This window comes from Devosia sp. Root105 (assembly GCF_001424865.1).
Classification (GTDB): domain Bacteria; phylum Pseudomonadota; class Alphaproteobacteria; order Rhizobiales; family Devosiaceae; genus Devosia_A.
On record NZ_LMCR01000018.1, the window covers coordinates 19,714 to 41,481 of the forward strand.

20 protein-coding genes are annotated in these 21,768 nt (G+C 66.4%); 16 read left to right on the forward strand and 4 right to left on the reverse strand.

Annotated elements, in window-relative coordinates; all coding sequences use genetic code 11:
- Positions 1 to 60 precede the first annotated feature (60 nt).
- The 9 genes from ASC68_RS20540 to ASC68_RS20580 all read left to right on the forward strand — a co-directional run bounded on the left by ASC68_RS20540 (position 61) and on the right by ASC68_RS20580 (position 8,727).
- Positions 61 to 717, forward strand: a complete 657-nt coding sequence (locus ASC68_RS20540; RefSeq protein ID WP_055883393.1) for a response regulator transcription factor — start codon at positions 61 to 63, stop codon at positions 715 to 717.
- On the forward strand, positions 714 to 1,937 hold the full coding sequence (locus ASC68_RS20545) for a HAMP domain-containing sensor histidine kinase (protein ID WP_055883395.1): 1,224 nt from the start codon (positions 714 to 716) through the stop codon (positions 1,935 to 1,937). Before ASC68_RS20540 ends, ASC68_RS20545 begins: the two co-directional genes overlap by 4 nt.
- Positions 1,938 to 2,281: 344 nt before the next feature.
- Positions 2,282 to 2,752: a hypothetical protein gene (locus ASC68_RS20550; protein ID WP_055883398.1), complete on the forward strand. Its 471-nt coding sequence runs from the start codon at positions 2,282 to 2,284 to the stop codon at positions 2,750 to 2,752.
- Positions 2,749 to 4,224 carry an efflux RND transporter periplasmic adaptor subunit gene (locus tag ASC68_RS20555; protein WP_055883401.1) on the forward strand — a complete coding sequence of 492 codons (1,476 nt, stop codon included), beginning with the start codon at positions 2,749 to 2,751 and terminating at the stop codon, positions 4,222 to 4,224. Before ASC68_RS20550 ends, ASC68_RS20555 begins: the two co-directional genes overlap by 4 nt.
- Positions 4,221 to 4,907, forward strand: coding sequence for an ABC transporter ATP-binding protein (locus tag ASC68_RS20560; RefSeq protein ID WP_055883404.1), 687 nt, complete (start codon positions 4,221 to 4,223; stop codon positions 4,905 to 4,907). The genes ASC68_RS20555 and ASC68_RS20560 overlap by 4 nt, the downstream gene beginning before the upstream one ends.
- Positions 4,904 to 6,247, forward strand: coding sequence for an ABC transporter permease (locus ASC68_RS20565; protein WP_082528335.1), 1,344 nt, complete (start codon positions 4,904 to 4,906; stop codon positions 6,245 to 6,247). Before ASC68_RS20560 ends, ASC68_RS20565 begins: the two co-directional genes overlap by 4 nt.
- A gap of 67 nt (positions 6,248 to 6,314) precedes the next feature.
- Positions 6,315 to 7,142 (forward strand): ABC transporter substrate-binding protein, encoded by an 828-nt coding sequence (locus ASC68_RS20570; RefSeq protein ID WP_055883407.1) that lies wholly within the window; start codon positions 6,315 to 6,317, stop codon positions 7,140 to 7,142.
- The gene (locus ASC68_RS20575) at positions 7,139 to 7,975 is read left to right on the forward strand and encodes an amino acid ABC transporter permease (protein WP_055883410.1); all 837 of its coding nucleotides are present in this window, start codon (positions 7,139 to 7,141) and stop codon (positions 7,973 to 7,975) included. Before ASC68_RS20570 ends, ASC68_RS20575 begins: the two co-directional genes overlap by 4 nt.
- A complete protein-coding gene (locus ASC68_RS20580) occupies positions 7,972 to 8,727 on the forward strand; it encodes an amino acid ABC transporter ATP-binding protein (protein WP_055883413.1) in 756 nt (251 codons plus the stop codon). Before ASC68_RS20575 ends, ASC68_RS20580 begins: the two co-directional genes overlap by 4 nt.
- 70 nt (positions 8,728 to 8,797) lie before the next feature.
- On the opposite strand, the gene ASC68_RS20585 is transcribed toward ASC68_RS20580, so the two are convergent.
- Positions 8,798 to 9,961, reverse strand: coding sequence for a M20 aminoacylase family protein (locus tag ASC68_RS20585; RefSeq protein ID WP_055883416.1), 1,164 nt, complete (start codon positions 9,959 to 9,961; stop codon positions 8,798 to 8,800).
- A gap of 50 nt (positions 9,962 to 10,011) precedes the next feature.
- Between ASC68_RS20585 and ASC68_RS20590 the strand changes: the two genes are divergently transcribed.
- The gene (locus ASC68_RS20590) at positions 10,012 to 10,626 is read left to right on the forward strand and encodes a hypothetical protein (RefSeq protein WP_055883418.1); all 615 of its coding nucleotides are present in this window, start codon (positions 10,012 to 10,014) and stop codon (positions 10,624 to 10,626) included.
- Positions 10,627 to 10,856: 230 nt separating this feature from the next.
- Here ASC68_RS20590 and ASC68_RS20595 read toward each other — a convergent pair whose 3' ends face one another.
- The gene (locus ASC68_RS20595; protein ID WP_055883423.1) at positions 10,857 to 11,693 is read right to left on the reverse strand and encodes an SDR family oxidoreductase; all 837 of its coding nucleotides are present in this window, start codon (positions 11,691 to 11,693) and stop codon (positions 10,857 to 10,859) included.
- 112 nt (positions 11,694 to 11,805) lie between these two features.
- Between ASC68_RS20595 and ASC68_RS20600 the strand changes: the two genes are divergently transcribed.
- On the forward strand, positions 11,806 to 12,708 hold the full coding sequence (locus tag ASC68_RS20600; protein ID WP_055883425.1) for an AraC family transcriptional regulator: 903 nt from the start codon (positions 11,806 to 11,808) through the stop codon (positions 12,706 to 12,708).
- A 294-nt stretch (positions 12,709 to 13,002) separates the two neighbouring features.
- Here the strand turns inward: ASC68_RS20600 and ASC68_RS20605 are convergent, their stop codons facing one another.
- Complete coding sequence (locus ASC68_RS20605) at positions 13,003 to 14,010, reverse strand: LacI family DNA-binding transcriptional regulator (protein WP_055883428.1); 1,008 nt, start codon at positions 14,008 to 14,010, stop codon at positions 13,003 to 13,005.
- Between the two features lie 211 nt (positions 14,011 to 14,221).
- Between ASC68_RS20605 and ASC68_RS20610 the strand changes: the two genes are divergently transcribed.
- From ASC68_RS20610 to ASC68_RS20630, 5 genes are all read left to right on the forward strand, one after another.
- Positions 14,222 to 15,544 (forward strand): alpha-L-fucosidase, encoded by a 1,323-nt coding sequence (locus ASC68_RS20610; protein WP_055883430.1) that lies wholly within the window; start codon positions 14,222 to 14,224, stop codon positions 15,542 to 15,544.
- Between the two features lie 5 nt (positions 15,545 to 15,549).
- Positions 15,550 to 16,356 carry a DUF4037 domain-containing protein gene (locus tag ASC68_RS20615; RefSeq protein WP_244488579.1) on the forward strand — a complete coding sequence of 269 codons (807 nt, stop codon included), beginning with the start codon at positions 15,550 to 15,552 and terminating at the stop codon, positions 16,354 to 16,356.
- Between the two features lie 93 nt (positions 16,357 to 16,449).
- Entirely contained in the window at positions 16,450 to 17,664 is a 1,215-nt protein-coding gene (locus tag ASC68_RS20620; RefSeq protein WP_248310575.1) for a sugar ABC transporter substrate-binding protein, read from the forward strand.
- An 86-nt stretch (positions 17,665 to 17,750) separates the two neighbouring features.
- Positions 17,751 to 18,686: a sugar ABC transporter permease gene (locus ASC68_RS20625; protein WP_055883439.1), complete on the forward strand. Its 936-nt coding sequence runs from the start codon at positions 17,751 to 17,753 to the stop codon at positions 18,684 to 18,686.
- A complete protein-coding gene (locus ASC68_RS20630) occupies positions 18,676 to 19,527 on the forward strand; it encodes a carbohydrate ABC transporter permease (protein WP_055883442.1) in 852 nt (283 codons plus the stop codon). Before ASC68_RS20625 ends, ASC68_RS20630 begins: the two co-directional genes overlap by 11 nt.
- Before the next feature lie 340 nt (positions 19,528 to 19,867).
- On the opposite strand, the gene ASC68_RS29010 is transcribed toward ASC68_RS20630, so the two are convergent.
- Entirely contained in the window at positions 19,868 to 21,757 is a 1,890-nt protein-coding gene (locus ASC68_RS29010) for an ABC transporter permease subunit (RefSeq protein ID WP_197421326.1), read from the reverse strand.
- Between the last annotated feature and the right edge of the window lie 11 nt (positions 21,758 to 21,768).

The following is a 21,768-nucleotide window of genomic DNA, read 5'->3' on the forward strand; positions in this document are numbered from 1 at the left end:
AGCTCTGGCGTTTCACCCGTTCGGTGAAAGCTTTAGCATGGTTTGCTGGAGGGTAAGCGGGTGCGCGTTTTAGTGGTCGAAGACGAACGGCAGCTGGCGGATTCGATCGCCGAGGGCCTGCGGCTCCATGCCATGGCGGTGGATGTGGCCTATGACGGGGCAGCCGGGCTCGATCGGGCGCTGGTCAACGATTACGACGTGCTGGTGCTCGATCGCGATATCCCGCTCGTCTCGGGCGACGAGGTCTGCGCCGTGCTGGTCGAGACCCAGTCCCCGACCCGCATCCTGATGCTCACCGCTGCCACTGCCGTGGCGCAGCGCGTTGCCGGGCTCGGGCTCGGCGCCGACGACTACCTGACCAAGCCCTTTGCCTTCGCCGAGCTGGTGGCCCGCGTCCAGGCCCTGGCCCGCCGCGCCCGGCCGGCCATCCCGCCGGTGCTCGAACGCTCCGGCCTCCGGCTCGATCCCCACCGCCGCATTGTGCTTCGAGGTGATAAACCGATCGATCTGTCGAAGAAGGAATTCGCCGTTCTCGAGGAACTGCTGCGCGCCGATGGCGGCGTCGTCTCGGCCGAGCAGTTGCTCGAAAAAGCCTGGGACGAACAGATCGATCCGTTCTCCGGCGTGGTGCGTTTCACCGTGATGAATGTGCGGAAGAAACTGGGCGAGCCGCAATTGATCGAAACCGTCCAGGGCGTGGGGTACCGGCTCAGATGACGCGGCTCCTGAAATTCCTCGGCTTCCCCTGGACCATCCGTACCCGGCTGAGCCTGCTCTACGCCGGCGCCTTCTTCGTTGCCGGCGTGGCGCTGATCGTCGCCATTTATCTCTATCTCGGCGTGGTGCTCGACCGGCAGTTCAGCATCCGCCTGGTGACCGACGACGCGCCGATGGCCCAAGGCCAGTTGGGCGCCCCGGGCGAGCTGCCGCCGCGCGAGCTGATGGACGAGGCCGGGCGCATCAGCGTCATGGTGCGACAGGCGCGGGTCAACACGCTCGACACCATGCTGATGGTGTCGTTCATCCTCGTCGGCATCCTCACCATCATTGCCGGGGTGATCGGCTGGCTGGTGGCCGGCCAGGCGCTGCAACCCTTACGCGACATCACCGCCACGGCCCGCCGCGTCGCCGACCGGAGCCTCCATGAACGCATCGCGCTTGATGGCCCCAGGGATGAGATCAAGGATCTCGCCGATACGCTCGACGCCATGCTGGAGCGGCTCGACCGCTCCTTCGACAGCCAGCGCCGCTTCGTCGCCAATGCCAGCCATGAGCTGCGCACCCCGCTCACCATCACCCGCACGCTGATCGAGGTGGCGCTGCTCGAAGCCGGCCCCGACGACAAGCTGCGCCAGCTTGGCACCACGCTCCTCGCCGTCAACCAGCGCCACGAGAAGCTGACCGATGGGCTTTTGACCCTCGCCAGCGGCGAGCAGCGCGCCGCCGAGTTCCATACCGTCGAACTGGGCGAAATCGCCGGACACATCGTCACTGAGCTCACCCCGATCGCCGAACGGGCCGGCGTGCGGCTCGGCGCCGCCTTCGTCCCCGGCACCGTGATGGGCGACGCCTTCCTGCTCGAGCGGCTGATCCAGAACCTCATCGAGAACGCCATCCAGTACAATGTTGCCGAGAACGGCTGGGTGAGCGTCCACACTGCGCTGAGCGGCAACGGCGTCGAACTGGTGGTCGAAAACACCGGCCCCTTCGTGCCGGCCTACGAGATCCCCAGCCTGTTCGAACCGTTCCGCCGCCTCGCCGCCACCGAACGCCTCGCCGGCGCCACCCGCGGCCCCATCACCCGCGGCGCCGGCCTCGGCCTCTCCATCGTCCGCTCCGTCGCCCACACGCATGGCGGCGAGGTTGAAGCGAGCCCACGCGAGGGCGGTGGGCTGCTGGTACGGGTGCGGTTTCCGGCGGCTTCGGCCGCTAACTGAACGTGCAGTCGGCGCACCCTCTCCCGCTTGCGGGGGAGGGGGGACCAGCCGAAAGGCTGGTGGGAGGGGGGCCACAAACACCGGCCGAACACCCTCCCCTTGACGGGGAGGGATGGGGTGGGGTGTGCCACGCGCTCGATGCTCGCTGAAGCCGCCAAGCACCGTGCCTTCCCACACCCCCTCCGAGCTCCGCTAGGTCGCTTCGCTCCCAAGCTCCGCTTGCCTCCCCCGTCCAGGGGGAGGTGGGCATCGAGTCCTTGGCCAGCTCTGTACTCACCTAACACCCGCCTAATACCGCATCTCGTATCCCGTCGCTCCCAAGTGCAAACGACGGAGACATGACGATGCTCACCCAGACTTTCCTCCCCCTCCTCACCGCCGCCCTGCTGCTGGTCGCCCCGCTACCCTCCTTCGCCCAGGCCCCCGCCGACAACGACGATGCCGCCCTCGCCTATGCCCAGTGCATGCGCGACAACGGCTATGCCGAGTTTCCCGATCCGACGCCGGGCGAGGGTATGCGCTTCCTCATCACCCCTGGCAGCGCCGCCCGTTTCGAAAAAGCCTCGGCCGCCTGCCACGATCTCGCCCCCGAGGGGATGCGCGGCGAAGGCGTCACCCCTGAGCAACTCGAGGGCCTGCTGAAGCTGGCGCAATGCGTGCGCGAGCACGGGCTGCCGAACTTCCCCGATCCGAGCGCCGATGGCGGCTTCGATGCCGGCAAGATCGGCGCCGGACCGGATGATCCAAAGCTCCGTGCCGCCATGGATGCCTGCCGCGAGCTGAGCGGTGGCGCCCGGATCATGATCGGCGGATGATCCACCTCCGCACCATGCTCTCCGGCGGCGCGCTTGCTATTGCCGCCGGGGCCGTCGCGATCGCGGGCTTTGTGCTGCTGCAGCCGGCGCCTCCATCGGCTGCACCGAGCGCCGCCCCCATCGCAACGGCCGAGATCACCCGGGGCGAGCTGGTCGACAGTAAGACCGTCACCGGCACGCTCGGCTATAGCGAGCTCACGGCCTTGCGCCCGAGCCTCGCCGGCGCCTCGGCAATGGTCACCGCGCTGGCGCCGGTGGGCGCCACCATCGAGCGTGGCGAAGCGCTCTACGGGCTCGATGGCCAGCCGGCCATCCTGTTCTACGGCACCGTGCCGCAACACCGCACGCTCCGCTTCGATGCCGATACGGACGTTCCCGTCTGGGTCGAGCTCGAACAGAGCGAAGCCGCCGTGGCCGCCGCCGACCTGACGGTGGCGCTCGAAACCCAGCGCCTCGCCGATGCCGAAGCACGCAGCACCGATCTCGCCGCCCGGCTCGCCGACGCCAGCGCCAGCGCCCCTGCCCTCCCCGAGTTCATTGAACTAAGCGGCGCCGTCGCGGTCGCTGCGGCGAAGCTGGCGCGGGTCACCGAACTCTCGGCCGCCGAACTGGCGCCCAGCGCCGAAATCGCGGCCGCCGAAGCCGAGCTCGCCAAGGCCCGCGCCGCCGCGGCCGCCGCCATCCGCACCCTCGATAAGGACCTCGCCGCGGCAAAACTCGATGCCGTCGCAGCCCGCGTCGCCATTGCCGATGCCACAGTGAAACGCGACGCGCTGCGCGATACCCACGCGGCGCTCGTCGCCCGGGCCGACGACACTGCCGATGTCGCGCAACTGGCCGACAATCTCGCCGCCCTCGGCTATGCCGGCCCGCTCGGCCAACAGGTGCGCAGCTGGCAACGCGTCTCCGGCCTCGCCGTCACCGGCATTGTCAGTCTCGGCCAAGTGGTGATTGCAGAGGGGCCGGTGCATGTCGCCGCGCACGATGCCAGTGTCGGCGAAACCCTGCTCGCCGCCTCAGCCGACCGCAGCTCGATCCTCGATTATTCCGACATCACCAAGCTGGTGACCGTGCCGCTCGCCGTCGCCGACCAGGCGCTTGCCGCGGTCGGCCGCCCCGTCACCGTCACCCTGCCTGATGATCGCAAGGTGGCCGGCACGATCTCCGAGGTCGGCTCGGTGGTGACCGACGGCAATATCGAGGTGACCGTGGGGATCGCCGACCAGGCCGCCCTCGACGGGCTGGAAGTCGCCTCGGTCGACGTGGATTTCGTCAGCGAGCGCCGCAACAACGTACTCTCGGTGCCGATCACGGCGCTACTGGCCCGGCCGGAAGGCGGCTTTGCCGTCGAGCTCGTCGATGATGGCGGCACGAGGCTCGCCCCCGTCGATACCGGCCTGTTCGCCGCCGGGCGGGTCGAGGTCAGCGGCGACGGCATTGCAGAGGGCGAGCGGGTCAGCGTGCCCGGATGACGGCAACCATCGTTTCCCTGAGGAACGTGTCGCGCGGCTTTGCCGGCGGCGTGCTGGCGCTGCGCGATGTCAGCCTCGAGATCGGGCGCGGCGAGCTCGTCGCCATTGTCGGCCCCTCCGGCTCGGGCAAATCCACCATGCTCAACATCATCGGCACGCTCGATCGCGCCAGCGCCGGCACTGTCGAAATCGACGGGCTGGCGGTCGAGAACCTCAAGGACAGCCAGCTCTCGGCGCTGCGGGCCCGCCACATCGGCTTCGTGTTCCAGCATTTCCACCTGTCGCCCGGCGTCTCGGCGCTCAACAATGTCGCCGATGGCCTGCTCTACACCGGCACCGGATTGCGCGAACGGCGCGAGCGCGCCGAAGCGGCGCTGTGCGAGGTCGGGCTTGCCCACCGGCTCGACCACCGCCCGCATCAGCTCTCGGGCGGCGAAAAGCAGCGCACCGCCATTGCTCGCGCCTTGGCACGGCGGCCGCTGCTGCTGCTCGCCGACGAGCCGACCGGCGCCCTCGACAGCACCTCGGGCGAAGGCGTGGTGCAGTTGCTGCTCGGCCTCCACCGCGCCGGCACCGCCGTGGTGGTGATCACCCATGATCGCGACCTCGCCGCCCGCTTCGACCGGCAGGCCGCCATGCGCGACGGGCAACTGGTCGAAGACACCAGGCGGAGCCCCCGATGAGCACCCTGCAACCGGCAAAACTCCTCGCCATCGACGTGGTGCGGCTTGCCGCCTATGGCCTCAAGGCCCGGCCGCTGCGCGTCATCCTCTCGGCGCTCGGCATCGCCATCGGCATTGCCGCGATGATCGCAGTGGTCGGCATTTCCACCTCGAGCCGCGCCCAGCTCAACCAGCTGCTCTCCGAGCTCGGCACGAACCTCCTCAGCGCCGGGCCGGGCAAGTCGATGTTCGGCGAAGCCGCGACCATGCCGCCCGAATCCATCGCCATGCTCGGCCGCATTGCCGAGGTCGAGATGGTGAGCGCCATCGGCGTATTGGCCGACGCCAGGATCTATCGCAGCAACCGCATCCCCGCGAGCCAGTCGGGCGGCCTCGCCGTCTACGCCGCGAGGCTGAACCTGCTCGAAACCCTGAGCGCGGAGGTCGCCGTCGGCTCCTGGCTCAACGAAGCCACCGCCAACTACCCCACCGTGGTGCTCGGCGCCCGCGCTGCCGCCCGGCTCGGCATCGGCCGCGGGCTGATCGGCCAACAGGTGTGGCTCGGCGGCCGCTGGTTCACCGTGGTCGGCATCCTCGCACCGGTCTCGCTGGTGCCGATGCTCGATCTCTCGGCGCTGATCGGCTGGCCCGCCGGCGAGCGCTACCTCGATTTCGAGGGCGATATCACCACGCTCTATCTCCGCACCGCCCCCGATGCGGTGGAAACCGTCCGCAGCATCCTCGCCCCCACCGCCAATCCCGAGGCGCCCAACGAGGTCGACATCTCCCGCCCCTCCGACGCACTGGCCGCTGAAGCCGCAGCCGACGTCGCCTTCACCGGCCTCCTGCTCGGGCTCGGCGCCGTGGCGCTCCTGGTCGGCGGCATCGGTGTCGCCAACACCATGGTGATCTCGGTTCTCGAGCGGCGCTCAGAGATCGGCCTCCGCCGCTCGCAGGGCGCGACCCGCGGCCATATCCGCATGCAGTTTTTTGGCGAAGCGCTGCTCCTGGCGCTCCTTGGCGGCGGCAGCGGCGACCTGATCGGCGCGCTGGTCACCATCGGCTACGCCCACGTCATGGGCTGGCCGGTCGACATCCCCCTCTGGGTACCGGCCGGCGGCATGGCCGCAACGCTGCTGATCGGCGGCATTGCCGGGCTCTACCCGGTCCCCTCCCCCTTGAGGGGAGGGGTTGGGGGTGGGGGTGGTTCTGTGATCACCGATGGACCCCCACCCCCCGCCCCGCCCCTCAAGGGGGAGGGGAGCCCCCATTCCCCGCAACTCATTGCAAATGCAATGAACTTTCCCGCCATTCCGAATCTCTGCAATTCTATGGCTGGCGTCGCGCCGGATTGTCGGTAAATTCCCCCGCGGGGCTTGGTGGACGGGGCATTTCAGCTTGCCGCCGGGCGAAAACACGAGAGTGAAGATGGCTCAAAAGCACAATGTTCTGACAATTGCGCTGCTGGCTCTGATGGCGATGGTCGTCACGCCGGTGCTGGCGCAGGAAAAGACTCCCAACGATCCGCGGCTGTTCACGCCCGGCAAGCTCACCGTCTCGACCTCCGAGCCGAGCTATCCACCATGGGTGCTCGACAACAATCCGGAAGCCGGCGAAGGCTTTGAAGCGGCGCTGGTTTACGCGCTCGCCGCCGAACTGGGCTTCAGCAAGGATGACGTGGTCTGGGTCGACGTGACCTTCGACGGTGCCATCGCACCCGGCCCGAAGGCCTATGATTTCTCGATCCAGCAGATCTCGGTCACCCCGGATCGCGCCAAGGTCGCCACCTTCTCCGATGTCTACTACCAGTCCGACAAGGCCGTGATCGCGCTCCCGGCCTCGGCCGTCGCCGGCGCCAAGAGCTTCGCCGACCTGAAGGCGGCCAAATGGGGCGTTGCCGTCGGCACCACCGATTTCGACTACGTGACCAACGTGCTCGGCATTGCCGATGCCGCCGTGTTCGACGACCAGGCGGGCGTGTTCCAGGCGCTGCAGGGTGGCCAGATCGACGCCACCGTCGCGGCGCTGCCGACGGCGCTCTATGCCACGTGCTGTCAGGTGCCTGAGGCCAAGATCACCGCGATCCTGCCCAAGGACCCCAAGGACGAGGGCCTCGGCCTGCTCTTCGCCTACGAGAACCCGATCGTGCCGTGGATCAACGAAGGCCTCGCTGCGCTCAAGTCCAAGGGCACCATCGACGAGTTGGCCAAGAAGTACCTGATCGCCGATCCGAGCATTCCCGAGATCACGCAATGACACGACGACCCGGCAAAGGACGCCGGCAGATCGCTCTCAAGGACCGGCTCGCGCCGGTCCTTATTAGTTTGGCCAGCGTCGTCCTGGTGTTCGGCGCCATCGCCTGGTTCGTCGGTACGGCCGAGCAATGGCCACGCATCCAGAGCCAGTTCTTTTCCGTCGACGCCATGATTGAAGCAGCGCCGGGCGTTGCCCGCGGCTTCCTCGTTTCCTTGCAGATCTGGCTGATCAGCCTCGTCTGCATCGGCATCTGGGCGCTGGTGCTGGCGATCTTCCGCGCCATGAGCGGCCCCTGGTTCGCCCCCTTACGCGTCTTCGCCATCGTCTATGTCGATCTGTTCCGCGGCCTGCCGGCGCTGCTGCTGGTGCTGCTGTTCGGCTTCGGCATTCCGGCGTTGAACCTCCCCGGCCTGCCCAAGGAAGGGCTGTTCTGGGGCGGCGTGGCGCTGATCCTGAGCTATTCGGCCTATGCCACCGAGGTCTATCGCTCCGGCATCGAGGCGGTGCATGAGGGCCAGGGCATGGCGGCCAAGGCGCTCGGCCTCAGCCAGTGGCAGACCCTGCGCTACGCCATCCTGCCGCAGGCCTTGCGCAATGTGGTACCGGCCATGCTGAACCTCGTCGTCGCGCTGCAGAAGGATGTCGCCCTGCTCTCAGTGCTCGGCGTCCGCGATGCAGTGCGCGAGGCGCAGATCTACACCGCCCGCACCTTCAACTATTCCTCGCTCGTCGTCGCCGCGATCCTGTTCCTGCTCGCCACCATCCCCCTGGCGCGCCTGACCGATCACCTGCAGCGCCGCGACCGCCAGCGCCGCCTGCAAGGTGCCAAATGAACCGCATCGAGATCGAACAGCTCACCAAATTCTATGGCGAACGCCAGGTGCTGGACGCGGTGGATCTCTCGATCGCACCGCACGAAGTGGTGTGCCTGATCGGCGCCTCCGGCTCCGGCAAATCGACGCTGCTCCGCTGCATCAACGGGCTCACCGAGTTCGACGAAGGCACCGTCAGGCTCGACGGCGTCGATATCTACGACGAGAGCTTTGGCCGCACCGGGCTCTACAAGCGCGTCGGCATTGTCTTTCAGGCCTATAACCTCTTCCCGCATATGAGCGTGCTCGAAAACATCACGCTGGCGCCGATCCGCGTGCATGGCCGCGATCGCCGCGAAGCCGAGGCGGCCGGGCTGAAACTGCTCGAACTGTTCGGCCTCGGCCAATATGCCAAGGCCTATCCCGAGCAGCTCTCGGGCGGCCAGCAGCAGCGCGTCGCCATCGTCCGCTCGCTCGCCACCGAACCCGACGTGCTGCTGCTCGACGAGGTGACGGCGGCGCTCGACCCCGAACTGATCGGCGAAGTGCTGAAGATCATCCGCGACTTGAAGACCAGCGGCATGACCATGGTCATCGTCACCCACGAAATGGGCTTCGCCCGCGACGTCGCCGACCGCGTCTGCTTCCTCGACGGCGGCCGCATCGTCGAACAAGGCAACCCGCACCAGCTGTTCTCAAAGCCGGAAAACCCGCGGACGCAGAAGTTCCTGGAGCGGATCATTGCTGCGGGACGGCTGGAGGCGACGGCCTAGCGCTGAGCCTGGCAGTCGGCGCACCCTCTCCCGCTTGCGGGGGAGGGCGGCCGATTGCCGGCCTCAGCGCCTACCCATTCGCCGCCAGATAATCCTCCACCAGCGCCACCCAATACTTCGCCGCCGGCGCAATGATCGCGTCGTTGAAATCGTACCGCGGGCTGTGCAGATCCGCGCTCGCACCATTCCCGACGAACAGGTAGCTCCCCTTCTGCTTCTGCAGCATGAAGGCGAAATCCTCGCTCACCAGCAGCGGCTTCAGCGCTCCGACCTTGCCCTCGCCGAAATGCCGGATCGCCGTCTGCCGGGCGAACGCCGTCTCGTCGTGATGGTTGAACAGCGCCGGAAAGCCCGGCGGGTGGACCACCTCAGCCACCGCGCCAAAACTCGCTGCCTGCGCTTCGGCCAGGAGCTTGATCCGCTCGCGGATCCGGTCACGCACCGCCTCGGTGAAGGCGCGGGTGTTGAGCTGCAGCTCGACGCTGTCGGGGATCACATTAGGCATCGAGCCGCCATGCAGCATCCCGACGGTGATCACCGCCGTTTCCAGGGGGTCGATGTTGCGCGAAACGATCGATTGCAGCGCCAGCACCAGCGACGAGGCGGCGACGATCGGGTCGACCGCCTCGTGCGGCATGGCGCCGTGCCCGCCCTTGCCCTTGATGGTGATGATGATCCAGTCGACCGCCGCCATGGCCGGCCCGTCGATGAAGCGGAACTCACCCTCCGGCACCCCCGGCCAGTTATGCATGCCGAACAGCGCATCGACCGGGAAGCGCTCGAACAGCCCGTCCTCGATCATCTCGACCGCGCCGCCGACTTCCTCGGCCGGCTGGAAGATCAGCCGTACCGTGCCGGAGAAGTTGCGCGTCTCGGCCAGGTGCTTCGCCGCGGCGAGGAGGATGGTGGTGTGCCCGTCATGCCCGCAAGCATGCATCACGCCGGGCTTCTGGCTGGCATAGTCGAGGCCGGTCGCTTCGGCGATCGGCAGCGCGTCCATATCGGCGCGGAGCCCGATTATGCGCTCCCCTGCCCCGGCCCTGAGCGTTGCCACCACGCCGGCGCCGCCAATGCCGGTCGCCACCTCATAGCCCCAGCCGGTGAGCAGTTCGGCGACCAGCGCGCTGGTGGCGAATTCCTCGCGGCTCAGCTCCGGCGCGGCATGCAGCCGCCGGCGCAGGGCGATGAAATCGGCGATGTCGTTCGGGGCGGTAAGGGGCGGAGTGACTTTCATGGCGAGCGCCTGTATCGCAGACTTCCGACCCCGATAGAACAGCTTACGCGATGCACCACCCCCTGCTCGACCTGTTGACCAACGCCGCCGAAGGGCGCTTCCCCGCTGTCGATGGTGGCGTCACCGTGCTGCCGCCGCTGGCCGGCGGCTGGGAATGCTCGGTCGCCTTCACCGGCCACGCCGTCGTCGCCACCGCGCGCTCGGCCGATGAGGTGCTGCAGCAAGGGCCCGATGGTTTTGGCGCCTCGATGGCGCCGGATTTCCTGCGCTGGCTGGCCGGACCAAACGGCTTCATCGGCGTCATCGACGCGATGCTCTACACCCGCGGCACCGGCACTTCGAGCCTGCCGCTCCGCACCGATGCCGACGATCACCCACGGGTACAATATGCCCGGCAGTATCGCTCCGATGTCCGGGTCTATGGCGACGAGCGCGGCCTCATCACCATCGGCGCCGGCCTCGCCGGGCGGCGCGAACTGAGCGTCGAAGCCGGCACCCACAATCTCGGCTTCGGCACCTCGCTGATCAAGGAGGCCGTCGGCCTCGTCCCCGAAGGCGAACTGCTGTTCGCCGCGGTTTCGCCGGGCAACGCGCGCTCGCTCCGGGCGTTCCTCAGTTTGGGCTTCACTCCGATCGGCAGCGAAGCGCTGATCCGGCCGGCTTGATGCTCACCGGCGGCAGGGGGGCGGCCTTCTCCCCTTGTGGTCGCGGGACGAGGGCGTAGCCCTCGCCCGGAGGTGCCCGAAGGGCGGATGAGGGGTCCGCGCAACGAAGTGTAGCGCGATCGGAGCGTAAGCGACGAGCGACCGGAGTGCGCGGAGAGAGACCCCTCATCCGGCCTTCGGCCACCTTCTCCCACAAGGGGAGAAGGCACTCGCACCACCGCCCGTGCTCGTCACACAAACCGCGCCGCGTTATCCGCGACATAATCCACCAGCCGCCGCGCCGCGCGGCCGGTGACCCGCGAAACATCGCCCGAATCCGCTGCCACCCAGCCCTGCGTCACCGGATAAAAGATCGGCGCCAGGTGCTCGGCATATTCGCGCGTCAGCCCGCTGCGCTCAGCCGAGGCGATGAACTGGCTGACCTCGATCGGCTCGTAGCGGATCGGCTTGCCGCTCACTGCCGAGAGCACCGAAGCCGCGTCGGCATAGGTGAGGCTCTCGGCCCCGGTGAGGGTGAGCGCCTCGCCGTCGAAATCCGGCCGGGTCAGCGCCGCCGCTGCGACGTCGGCAATGTCCCGCGCATCGACGAAGCTGGTCCGCGTCTCGCCGGCCGGCAGCTGGATCAGGCCGCGCTCGCGCACATCCTTCAGCCAATAGGTGTGGAAATTGTCGAAGAACCAGTTCGGCCTGAGCAGCACATAGGGCGTGCCCGACGCCTCGATCTTCCGCTCCAGCTGGCGGAACGGGATCGCCTCGTCGGCATCGACGCCGATGGCCGACTGCAGCACGATCTTGATGCCCGCTGCCGCAGCCGCGTCGACGAAACCGCCGAGCATGTGCAGCGGATGGTGCGGGCCGGTGGGCACCACGAGGTAGATCGCGTCGACACCCGCCAGAGCCCCCGCAAAGCTCTCCGGCGCTTCGAAATCGAGCCGGGTGGCTTCACCGAGGCTGGCCCCGCCGCGGCGCGAGGCAGCGCGGACGCGATGGCCGAGCGCCAGAAGGCGCGGCACCAGGTGCTTGCCGACGGTGCCGTTGGCGGCGGTGACGAGAATGGTCGAGGACATGGGCGTTGCTCCAGTTGTTATCAGCCACATGTGGTCAGCCCGGTGAGCCGATCCATGCTCATGTCGTGCAATTCCATTGCCGATCGTCTCATCTCGCATTATCTGTCACCGCATGACCGTGCTCGACCAATGGATGCGGATGTATTCCCGGCCCCAGCTCACCCTGGTGCGCAGCGCCGTGGTGGGGCGCTGGGGCTTCACTCTCGACCCCGGCGCGACGATCGCCTTCCACCTGGTGAAAAAGGGCAGCGCCTGGCTCCGCCGCCCGAGCACCCCGGTGGTGCGGCTGGAACAGGGCGACCTCGTCGTCATCGCCAATGGCGAAGCGCACGACGTCACCGACCGGAAGGACGGCCTCGCCGAGCCCGTTGCCGAATTTGCCAGGCGGAGCTTCGAGCTCAGCGGGCGCGAGCCCGACGCGGTGATCTTCTGCGGCACGCTCAGGGCTGACACGACGCGGCGCCAGACCGGGGTGTTCGCCATCCCGCCCTTCATCCATCTGAGCGGCGCCGAGATCGCCGACGACCCGGGGATTGCCGGGCTGGTGGCGCTGCTCAGCGCAGAACTCGAATGCACCTTCGAAGGCAACGAGACGCTGATCGAAAGCCTCACCGCCGGACTGATGATCTACGTGCTGCGCCGGGCCGCCGAACAGGCCGGCCACTCCCCCGGCTGGCTGGTGGCGATGAACGACCCGCAACTGGCGCGGGTGTTCCAGGCCATCCACGCCACGCCCGCCGAGCCCTGGACCGTCGAGGAGATGGCCAGCTCCGCCGGCCTCTCCCGCGCCACCTTCTCGCGCCGTTTCGCCGAACGGGTGGGCGAACCACCGCTCAGCTACCTCACCGCCTGGCGCATGACGCTCGCCGGACGGCGGCTCTTGCAGGGCAAACAGCCGCTTTCACGTATTGCGGCCGAGGTGGGCTACAGTTCGGAGGCAGCGTTCAGCCGGGCGTTCAAGCGCCACCACGGCGTGGCGCCGGCGGCTTATCGGAATGTGGGGGCAGGTGTGTAGCAACGGCGGTGCCACGTACGTCCCCTCGCCCCTCCTCGGGGCGCGATAGCGCCTCCGGGGGGAGAGGGTCAGGGTGAGGGGCGCCAAGCACACCGCGGTAGCCGAGTGAGCGCGAGTGGCACCGCCTCACCCCTCAACCGGCCTTCGGCCACCTTCTCCCCTGAGGGGAGAAGGGAAGGAGACCATCGTTCAGCCAGCGCGCTTGGCGCCCCTCACCCCGCGATGCGGGCCTTCGGCCCACATCGCCGCCCTCTCCCCAGAGGGGCGAGGGGGCGCTAGTGGCCCAGCCGGTGCTCAAACCCGCCGACAAGAATTCCCCGGCACGAACTTCGGGCTCAGCACGAAATCCTGTGGTGGCTCCGCCGCCGCCTCCGGCGTCGTGATCCTCTGCAGCAGCCGCCTTGCGATGATGCCGCCCAGCTTCAGCGTATCCTGCACCACCATGGTGATGCGCGGGGTGATGACGTTGCTCCACTGCACGTCGTCGATCATGCACAGCGAGATATCGCCCGGGCAATTGAAGCCCAGCTCCTGCATCGCCTGCAGCGCCGCCAGCGCCACTGCGTTATTGGCGCCGAGGATGGCGGTGGGGCGCTCCGGCTGGATCAGCAGCCGCATCGCCGCCTCGTAGCCGGCCGAGCGGGTGAACTGGCCATCGACCACATAGTTGGGGTTCACCTCCACGCCGGCGCTGGCCATGGTCTCGACGAAACCGCGATAGCGTTCCGACGCCGTGTGCATGTGCTGCGGCCCGGCGATGAAGGCGATACGCCGGTGCCCGAGCTGTAAGAGGTGTTCGGTCAGCATGGCGCCGGCGAGATAATTGTCGGAGCCGACGAAGTCCCGCTCGATGCCGGCGACCTTCTGGTCGAAGCAGACCATCGGCACCTTGATGCTCTCGACGAAGCGCACATAGTCCGGCCCGAAGCTCGATGGCGCCAGGGCGAGGCCGGCGATCTTCAGCCCGATCAGGTGCTCGACCAGCGCCTGCTCGCGCCCCGGCTTGCCGGAGGAGTCAGTGATGAGGACGAAATGCTCGTGCTCGAGCGCATAGTTCTCGAGCTCGCGACGGATATCGCCGAAGAACGGGTTACCGACATTGCCGACGACGAGCCCGATCATCTTCGACCGTCCACGCGCGAGACTCTGCGCCAAGGGGTCGGCGACATAGCCCACCGCCGCCACCGCCGTGCGGATCCGCTCCAGCGTTTTCTGGCTCACCCGGCCCGGATTGCTGAGCGCCAGCGACACGGTCGAGACCGAGACTTCGGCGAGCCTCGCAACGTCACGAATGGTGGCCATCAGTTGGTTCTCGAACCGCTTCTATCCGGAGTGGGAGCTTGGTTGGTGAGACGCTCGGCGGACAATTCTGTTGCAATACCTAGCAGTTGCAGGGCTTCACGCAACTGAAATCCACCGAACTGCCCTGTTCCAGATTCCGCCTTGACTCATTGCGCAGTCGACATCAGGATAAAAATCGAACCGGTTCGATAACCGGACCAAGGAGGATAGATTGGATAGCGCACTCACCGTCAGCGGTGGCCTCGACTCGTCGGCGGGCAAGGCCTGGTTCAGCAATGACCGCTTCGGCATGTTCATTCACTTCGGGCTTTACGCCCTCGCCGCGCGCCATGAATGGGTGCAGCACCGCGAGGAAATCGCGCCGGAAACCTACGCCAAGTATTTCGAGAACTTCGACCCCGACCTGTACGACCCCAAGGAGTGGGCGCGCCGGGCGCGCGAGGCCGGGATGAAATATGTGGTGCTGACCGCCAAGCACCACGAAGGCTTCTGCCTGTGGGATAGCAAGTTCACCGACTACAAGGCGACCAACACCCCCTACGGCAAGGACCTGTTGAAGCCCTATGTTGAGGCGTTCCGCGCCGAAGGGCTGAAGGTCGGCTTCTACTATTCGCTGATCGACTGGCACCATCCGGAATTCCCGATCGACGGCATCCATCCGCTGCGCAACCACCCCGATGCGCTGGAGATGAACAAGAGCCGCGATGTCAAAAAGTACGCCGAGTACATGCATAACCAGGTGCGCGAGCTGCTCACCGGGTTCGGCGAGATCTCGGTGATCTGGTTCGACTTCAGCTACCCCAAGCGCGAGTACAAGGGCATGCCCGGCAAGGGCCGTGCCGACTGGCAGTCCGAGGAGCTGATCGGGCTGGTGCGCGAGCTGCAGCCCAACATCATCGTCGGCGACCGGCTGGACCTGCCCACCGACGGCAACTTCCCCAAGGATCTCGCCACGCCGGAGCAGTATACGCCGCGCGTCGCGCCCACCATCAACGGCAAGCCGGTGCGCTGGGAAGTCTGCCACACCTTCTCGGGTTCGTGGGGCTACCACCGCGACGAGAACACTTGGAAGGATGCCGGCCAGCTGATCAACATCCTGATCGATACCGTGGCGCTCGGCGGCAACCTGTTGATGAATGTCGGGCCCACGGCCCGCGGCACCTTCGACAAGCGCGCCGTCACCGCGCTCGAAACCTATGGCGAGTGGCTGCATGTCAACGGCCGCGCGATCTATGGCGCCGGGCCGTCCGAATACCAGGCGCCGGCCGGCACCCGCTTCACCCAGAAGGGCAACCGGCTGTACCTCCACCTCCAGACCTGGCCGTTCCGCCACGTCCATATCCCGGGGCTGGGGCGCAAGGTGAAATATGCCCAGTTCCTGCACGATGCGAGCGAGATCCACTGGCTCGACCCCGATGCCGAGGTCGATTCCAACATCGGCGTCGCAGTCGGCGACGGCATGCTGACGCTCGAACTGCCGGTGCTGAAGCCCGATGTGGTGACCCCGGTGGTCGAGCTGATCCTCAAGGATTGACGATCTTGCCGGTAGCATTGGCTGACGCGATGGCCCCCGAGGCCGAACTGATCGCGGCGATGGCTCCGCTCATCGCCGACCTTGCCGAGGACGGCGCCGGCGCGGTTGCGCTCGCCGGGTCGCGCGGCAAGGGCCGGTCGGACCGGCAGTCGGACTACGACTTCCGCGTCTACGCCCATGCCTACCGGCAAGACCTGAAGCAGACCGGGCAATGGAACCGCTTCGAGGCGGCCATGGCCGAGTGGCAGTCGCAGGGCGTCCGCATGGATGGGGTCTGGATGCGCAGCTACACCGGCGTCGAGAGCGATCTCGGCGCCTGGCTCGGCGGCACCGCCATCCCCAAGAGCTTCGAGTGGACCATCTGGGGCTACCACCTGCCGACCGATCTTTCGAGCCAGCAGATCGTCAGCGATCCGGAAGGCCGGCTCGCCGGCTGGAAGGACCAGCTCGCCTGCTACCCGGAGCCGCTGCGTAACTCGGTGCTCAAGCAGTACCGCGAGATCCTGAACTACTGGGCTGCCGACTATCACTATGAGAGCAAGGTCGACCGGCGCGACCTGGTGTTCCTTGTCGGCATCACCGGCAAACTCAGCAACGCGATCCTGCAGGTCGTGTTCGCGCTCAACCGCGCCTATTACCCGGGCGATGGCTGGAACCTGCCGATGGCGGCAGAGCTGCCGCTGCTGCCGCCCGATTTCACCTCCCGCATGGCGGCGATCCTGGAGCCGGGGCGCGACCCCGACGCCTTCCACCGCCAGCGCACCGAGCTCATTTCCATGATCGCCGATCTGGAGGTGCTGATCGCGGCCTGACCGGCCGTGGTGACGCCGGAGCCGAGGACTCCGGAACAACGACCAAAAAACTACCGAAGACCCAACGAATACCTGTGATTGAGGAGACACATCGTGAAGTTCACGCATCAACTGGCTGCCCTGGCGCTTGCCGGCACCGCCATCCTGTCCACCGCCAGCTTTGCCCAGGAGCAGGTGAACCTGACCTGGCAGATGTGGGGTGACGAGAAGGATACCCCGCTGTTCCAGAGCCTCGCCGACCTGGTGACGGCCGAATACCCCAACATCAAGGTGACGCCGCAATTCTCCGGCTGGACCGATTACTGGACCCGCCTGCCGGTGCTGGCCTCGTCCGGCCAGATCGCCGACCTCGTCGCCATGCAGTCGATGCGCATGCCGAGCTTCTATGGCGTGCTCGAGCCGCTCGATCCGTTCATCGCGGCGGACAATTTCGACAAGTCGGCGTTCGAATCCTCGATCATTAGCGGCCTGTCGCAGGATGGCGTGCAATACGCCCTGCCCTATGACGTCGGCCCGTGGCTGATGTTCTATAACCGCGACAAGTTCGCCGAGGCCGGCATTGCCGAACCCAAGCCCGACTGGACTTTCGACGACTTCAAGGCAGCCGCCGAAAAGCTGACCAGCGGCGACAATTACGGCTACGCCGTGCAAGCCTTCGATTTCGTCGCCCAGCCGGTGGCTTTGGGCGCCGAGTATTTCAACGATGCCAACGCTTTCGACCTGACCAACCCCGGCTATGCCGCCGCGGTGGGTAAGCTCGTCGACCTCGTGGCGGTCGCCAAGGCCTCGCCGGTCTTTGCCTCGGGCGCCGGCGCCCAGACCGGCAGCGGGCGCTTTGCCGCCGGCAACGCCGCCATGGTGATCGATGGCCCCTGGTCGCTGCTGACCACCCAGGCCTCGGTCGGCTTCAAGGTCGGCGTCGCCCCGCTGCCGCGCGGCGAAGGCCCGTCCCGCTACATCACCGCCGGCTCGGGCTGGGGCATCTCGGCCGCCAGCCAGCATAAGGATGAGGCGTTCAAGGCGCTGAAGGTGCTGACCGGTCCCAGGGCCGCGGAAATCCTCGCTTCGGCCGGCCGTGCCCTGCCCGGCCGCCTCGCCGAGCAGAAGTTCTGGTACGACGTGGCCGCCAAGGATATCGCCGGCGCCCGCGAGACGCTGCAATACTCCTTCGACCACTCGACCCCGTTCCGCCTCAATGAAAGCTGGAACGAGTTCGAGAACCTGCTCACCCAGTATCTCCCGCTGGCGCTCAACGGCGACAACACCACGGACGCGGTGCTGGCCGATATCCAGAGCCAGCTGCCGTAAGTCCCGGCGCCCGGCCGGCCCCGAATCCGGCCGGGCGTACCTACTGCAATGGCGCCGTCACAGGCGCTGCGAGGGAGGAGGTGCCCATGACATTTATCCAGGATACCGCGGTCGCAACCAGCGCCCCGGCCGCCCGCCCGCGAAGGCGCAGCGGGCGACGCGAGGGCCGCACGGCCTTCTTCTTCCTGCTGCCCAGTCTGTTGGGGGTACTGCTCTTTCTGGTGCTGCCGATCATCGCCTCCCTGGCGCTGAGCTTCACCAACTGGAAGCTGCTCGGCAAACCCGCCTTTGTCGGCATCCAGAACTACGTCCGGCTGTTCACTGCCGACCCGCAGTTCTGGACCGTCTTACGCAACACGATGTTCTTCACCGTCGAATATCTGGTGCTGAACATCATCATCTCGGTGGGGCTCGCGACCTGGATCGCCAGCCTCAAGCGAGGGCAACGGTGGTTCCGGGTGGTGTTTTTCCTCCCCACATTTACACCCGGAATCGCCGTCGCCATCGTCTGGATGCTGATCTTCGCGCCGGGCGGCTTCTTCGATTTCATCATGAAGTCGCTGTCGCTGGGCGTGCCGAACCTGTTGACCGACCAGACGCTCGCCATGCAGGCGGTGATCATCGTCTCGCTCTGGGCCAATGTCGGCTACAACACCGTGCTGTTCAACGCGGCGCTCGACATGGTGCCGCCGAGCTATCTCGAGGCGGCCAAGATCGATGGCGCCAGCGCCTGGGATCGCTTCTGGAAAATCCGCCTGCCGCTGATTTCGCCCACCCTGTTCTTCGGCACGGTGATGACCGCCATCACCTCGCTGCAGGTGTTCGACCAGATCTATGTGATGACCCGCGGCGGCCCCGGCAACGCCACCGCCACGCTGGGCTACGCCATCTACCAGCGCGGCTTCCAGAATTTCCAGATGGGCTACGCCTCTTCCATCGCCTGGGTGATGTTCGCGCTGATCATGGCGCTGACTGCCCTGCAATTCTGGCTGCAGCGCAAGTGGGTGCACTATGACAACTAAGGTCCGGTCCCGGCGCCTCACTCTGGCGCTCGATATCCTCAACCACGGCGCGCTGATCCTCGTGGCGCTGCTGTTCCTGTTCCCGTTCTTCTGGATGGTGTCGAACGCGGTGCGCTCGAATGCCGAGGTGCTGGCCATCCCGGTGCGCATCCTGCCGCAGGAGTTCCAATGGGATAATTTCGCCAAGACCTGGTCGGAGCTGCCCTTCGGCCGCTTCTTTCTCAACTCGATGGTCGTCGCCGGCAGCGTCACGGTGATCACCGTGGTGGTCTCGTGCCTCGCCGGCTATGCCTTCGCCCGGCTGAAATTCCCCGGCCGCGACACCCTGCTGCTGGGTTACGTCGGCACCCTCATGGTGCCCTCGATCATGCTGATCATCCCGCTGTTCCTGATCGTCAACAGCCTGGGCATGGTCAACACCTTCCAGGGCGTCATCCTGCCGGTGGCCTTCGGCACCTTCGGCGCGTTCCTGTTGCGCCAGTTCTTCCTCTCGATCCCCGACTCGCTCGAGGAAGCGGCGCTGATCGACGGCGCCTCGCGGCTCCGCATCCTCATCAGCATCATCGTGCCGCTGTCGATGCCGGCCATCGGGCTCCTGTCGCTCTTCACCTTCATCGCCCAGTGGAACAACTTCCTCTGGCCGCTGATCGTCATGACCGGCCAGGAAAACGCCACCCTGCCCGTCGGCCTCACCCACTTCCAGACCCAGCAGGGCACGCAGTGGAACTACATCATGGCCGGCGCCGCCCTCTCGATGCTCCCCGGCATCGTGCTGGCGATTTTGCTGCAGAAGCTGATCTACAACTCGATCGCGCTGAACGCGGGGATGGGTGGGCGGTAAGGACGGCCACCGGTGGTGCAACGAGCGTCCCCTCTCCCCTCTGGGGAGAGGGTCAGGGAGAGGGCTAGCTAAGCACACCGACCTATCGTGCCAATGATGCCGAGCACCCGCTCGTCCCCCGTGCTTGGCGCCCCTCACCCCGCAGCAAGGCCTTCGGCCTCGCTGCCGCCCTCTCCCCAGAGGGGCGAGGGGGCGATAGGGGCACCGCCGGCGAAGATCCAACAAAACCGTCGTGTGGTAGCGAGCCCGGCCTTGGAATCCTGACTGTCGCTCAGCGCGCCCCCAAAACAAAAGGGCACCCCTGAGGATGCCCCTTCGCTTCGATTATGCGACCCCGCCCCTACTTCAACATCCCCGTCTGCACCGAGCCCTGCAGCTGGCGCTGGAAGATGATGTAGGTGACGAGCACCGGCAGCACCGTGATCACCACGGCGGCGAACAGCGCGCCGAAGTTCACTGCATAGCCCGCCTGCGAGGCGAATGACGCCATGCCCTGGCTCAGCACGTAATTGGCGGTGTTGGTGTTGAGCGCGATCGGCAGCAGGAACTGGTTCCACAGCCCGAGGAAGTTGAAGATCGCCACCGAGGCGATGCCGGGCTTCGCCATCGGCAGCATGATGGTGAAGAAGATGCGCCACGGGCCGGCGCCGTCGATCATCGCCGCCTCGGCGATCTCCTGCGGCAGGGTGCGGAAGAAGGCGTAGAGGAAAAACACCGTGAACGGCAGCGCGAACGCCACATAGGTGATGATCAGGCCGGGGAAGGTGTTTAGCAACCCGAAGCCGCGCAGCGTCTGGAACAGCGGCACCACGGCGAGGAAGATCGGGAAGGTCAGCCCGGCCAGCATCAGGTAGTAGATGATCTTGCTGCCCCGGAACTCGTAGCGCGCCAGGTAATAGGCGCACATCGAGCCCAGCAGCATGACGATGGCCAGCGCGAAGCCGACAACGATCACCGTGTTGAAGAAATAGGTGCCGATCGACGCCGAGGTCCACGCCGACACGTAGTTGTCGAAGTTGAAGCTGGTGGGCAGCGTGAATGGCGAGGCGAAAATCTGCTGCGTCGTCTTGAACGAGCTCATCAGCACCCAGAGCAAGGGCGCGCAGATGATCACCACCCAGGCGATGAGCGCGATGTGCGAAATCGTGGCGACGGTCTTGTCGGTCCAGATGGTCTTTCTCGCCACCGGATGCTCGAACTGCGCCACCGGCTTGGTCGGCGTTGCGACCGCGGCCGCGCGAATGGCGGGCGCCGCGACAATGGCGGCCGGCTTCGACTTGGGCGGACGACCGGTCCACCAGAACACGAAGAACACCAGCGCGGCAAAGATCAGCGTGATGATCGCCAGCGTAGCGCCCATCGAGGTCGCGTAGCCAAATTTGCCCTTCTTGAAGGCGGTATTCAGCAGGTGCTGCGAAATCACCACGGTGGAGTTGGCCGGGCCGCCCGACGGGTTCAACGCCTGCATATAGACGAAAGCGTCGAGCGCCAGGATGCCGAGATAGACGTAAGCGGTGCGGATATTGTCGCGGATCATCGGCACGGTGATCGAGATCGCCGTGCGGAAGCGGCCGGCACCATCGACGCGCGCCGCCTCGTAGACCTCGGCCGGGATGCCTTTGATCGCTGCGATGAACAGCACCATGTAGAAGCCGACCATCGACCAGGCGATGACGAAGATCGAGGCGCCCATGGCGGTGCGCTCGTCGCCGAGCCAGGCGAAGGACTTGAAGAAATCGAACCCCAGGGCGGTCAGAATGCCGTTCAGCAACCCGCTCGAGGGGTCGTACATCTGCGCCCACAGGATGCCGATGACGATCGCCGGCACGGTGTAGGGGAAGAACGAGATCACCCGGTAGATACCGGAATGCTTGAGCCCCTGGATCTCACCGCGGGTCACCCCGCCAATGGTCACCAGCGTTGCCAGAGTTACCGAGAGGATGATCACCAGCGGCGGCAGCACCACCACCAGGACGATGGAGTTGTAAACGGCCTTGGTGAAAACCGGATCGGTCAGCAGGGTGACATAATTGGCCAGGCCAACGAAGTTCATCTTCTTCGAAAAGCCTGACCAATCGGTCATTGAGTAATAGAAGGCTTGCACGAATGGCGAGATCACGAAGATCACGTAGATCGCCAGGGGGAGCCCCAAAAACACCAGCGCGAAGCTGGAGCCCTCGAGGCTTGGTAGTTTCCACCGACGGGTTGTCGTGGCCGGTGCCCTCGCCATCGTGCTGTCCA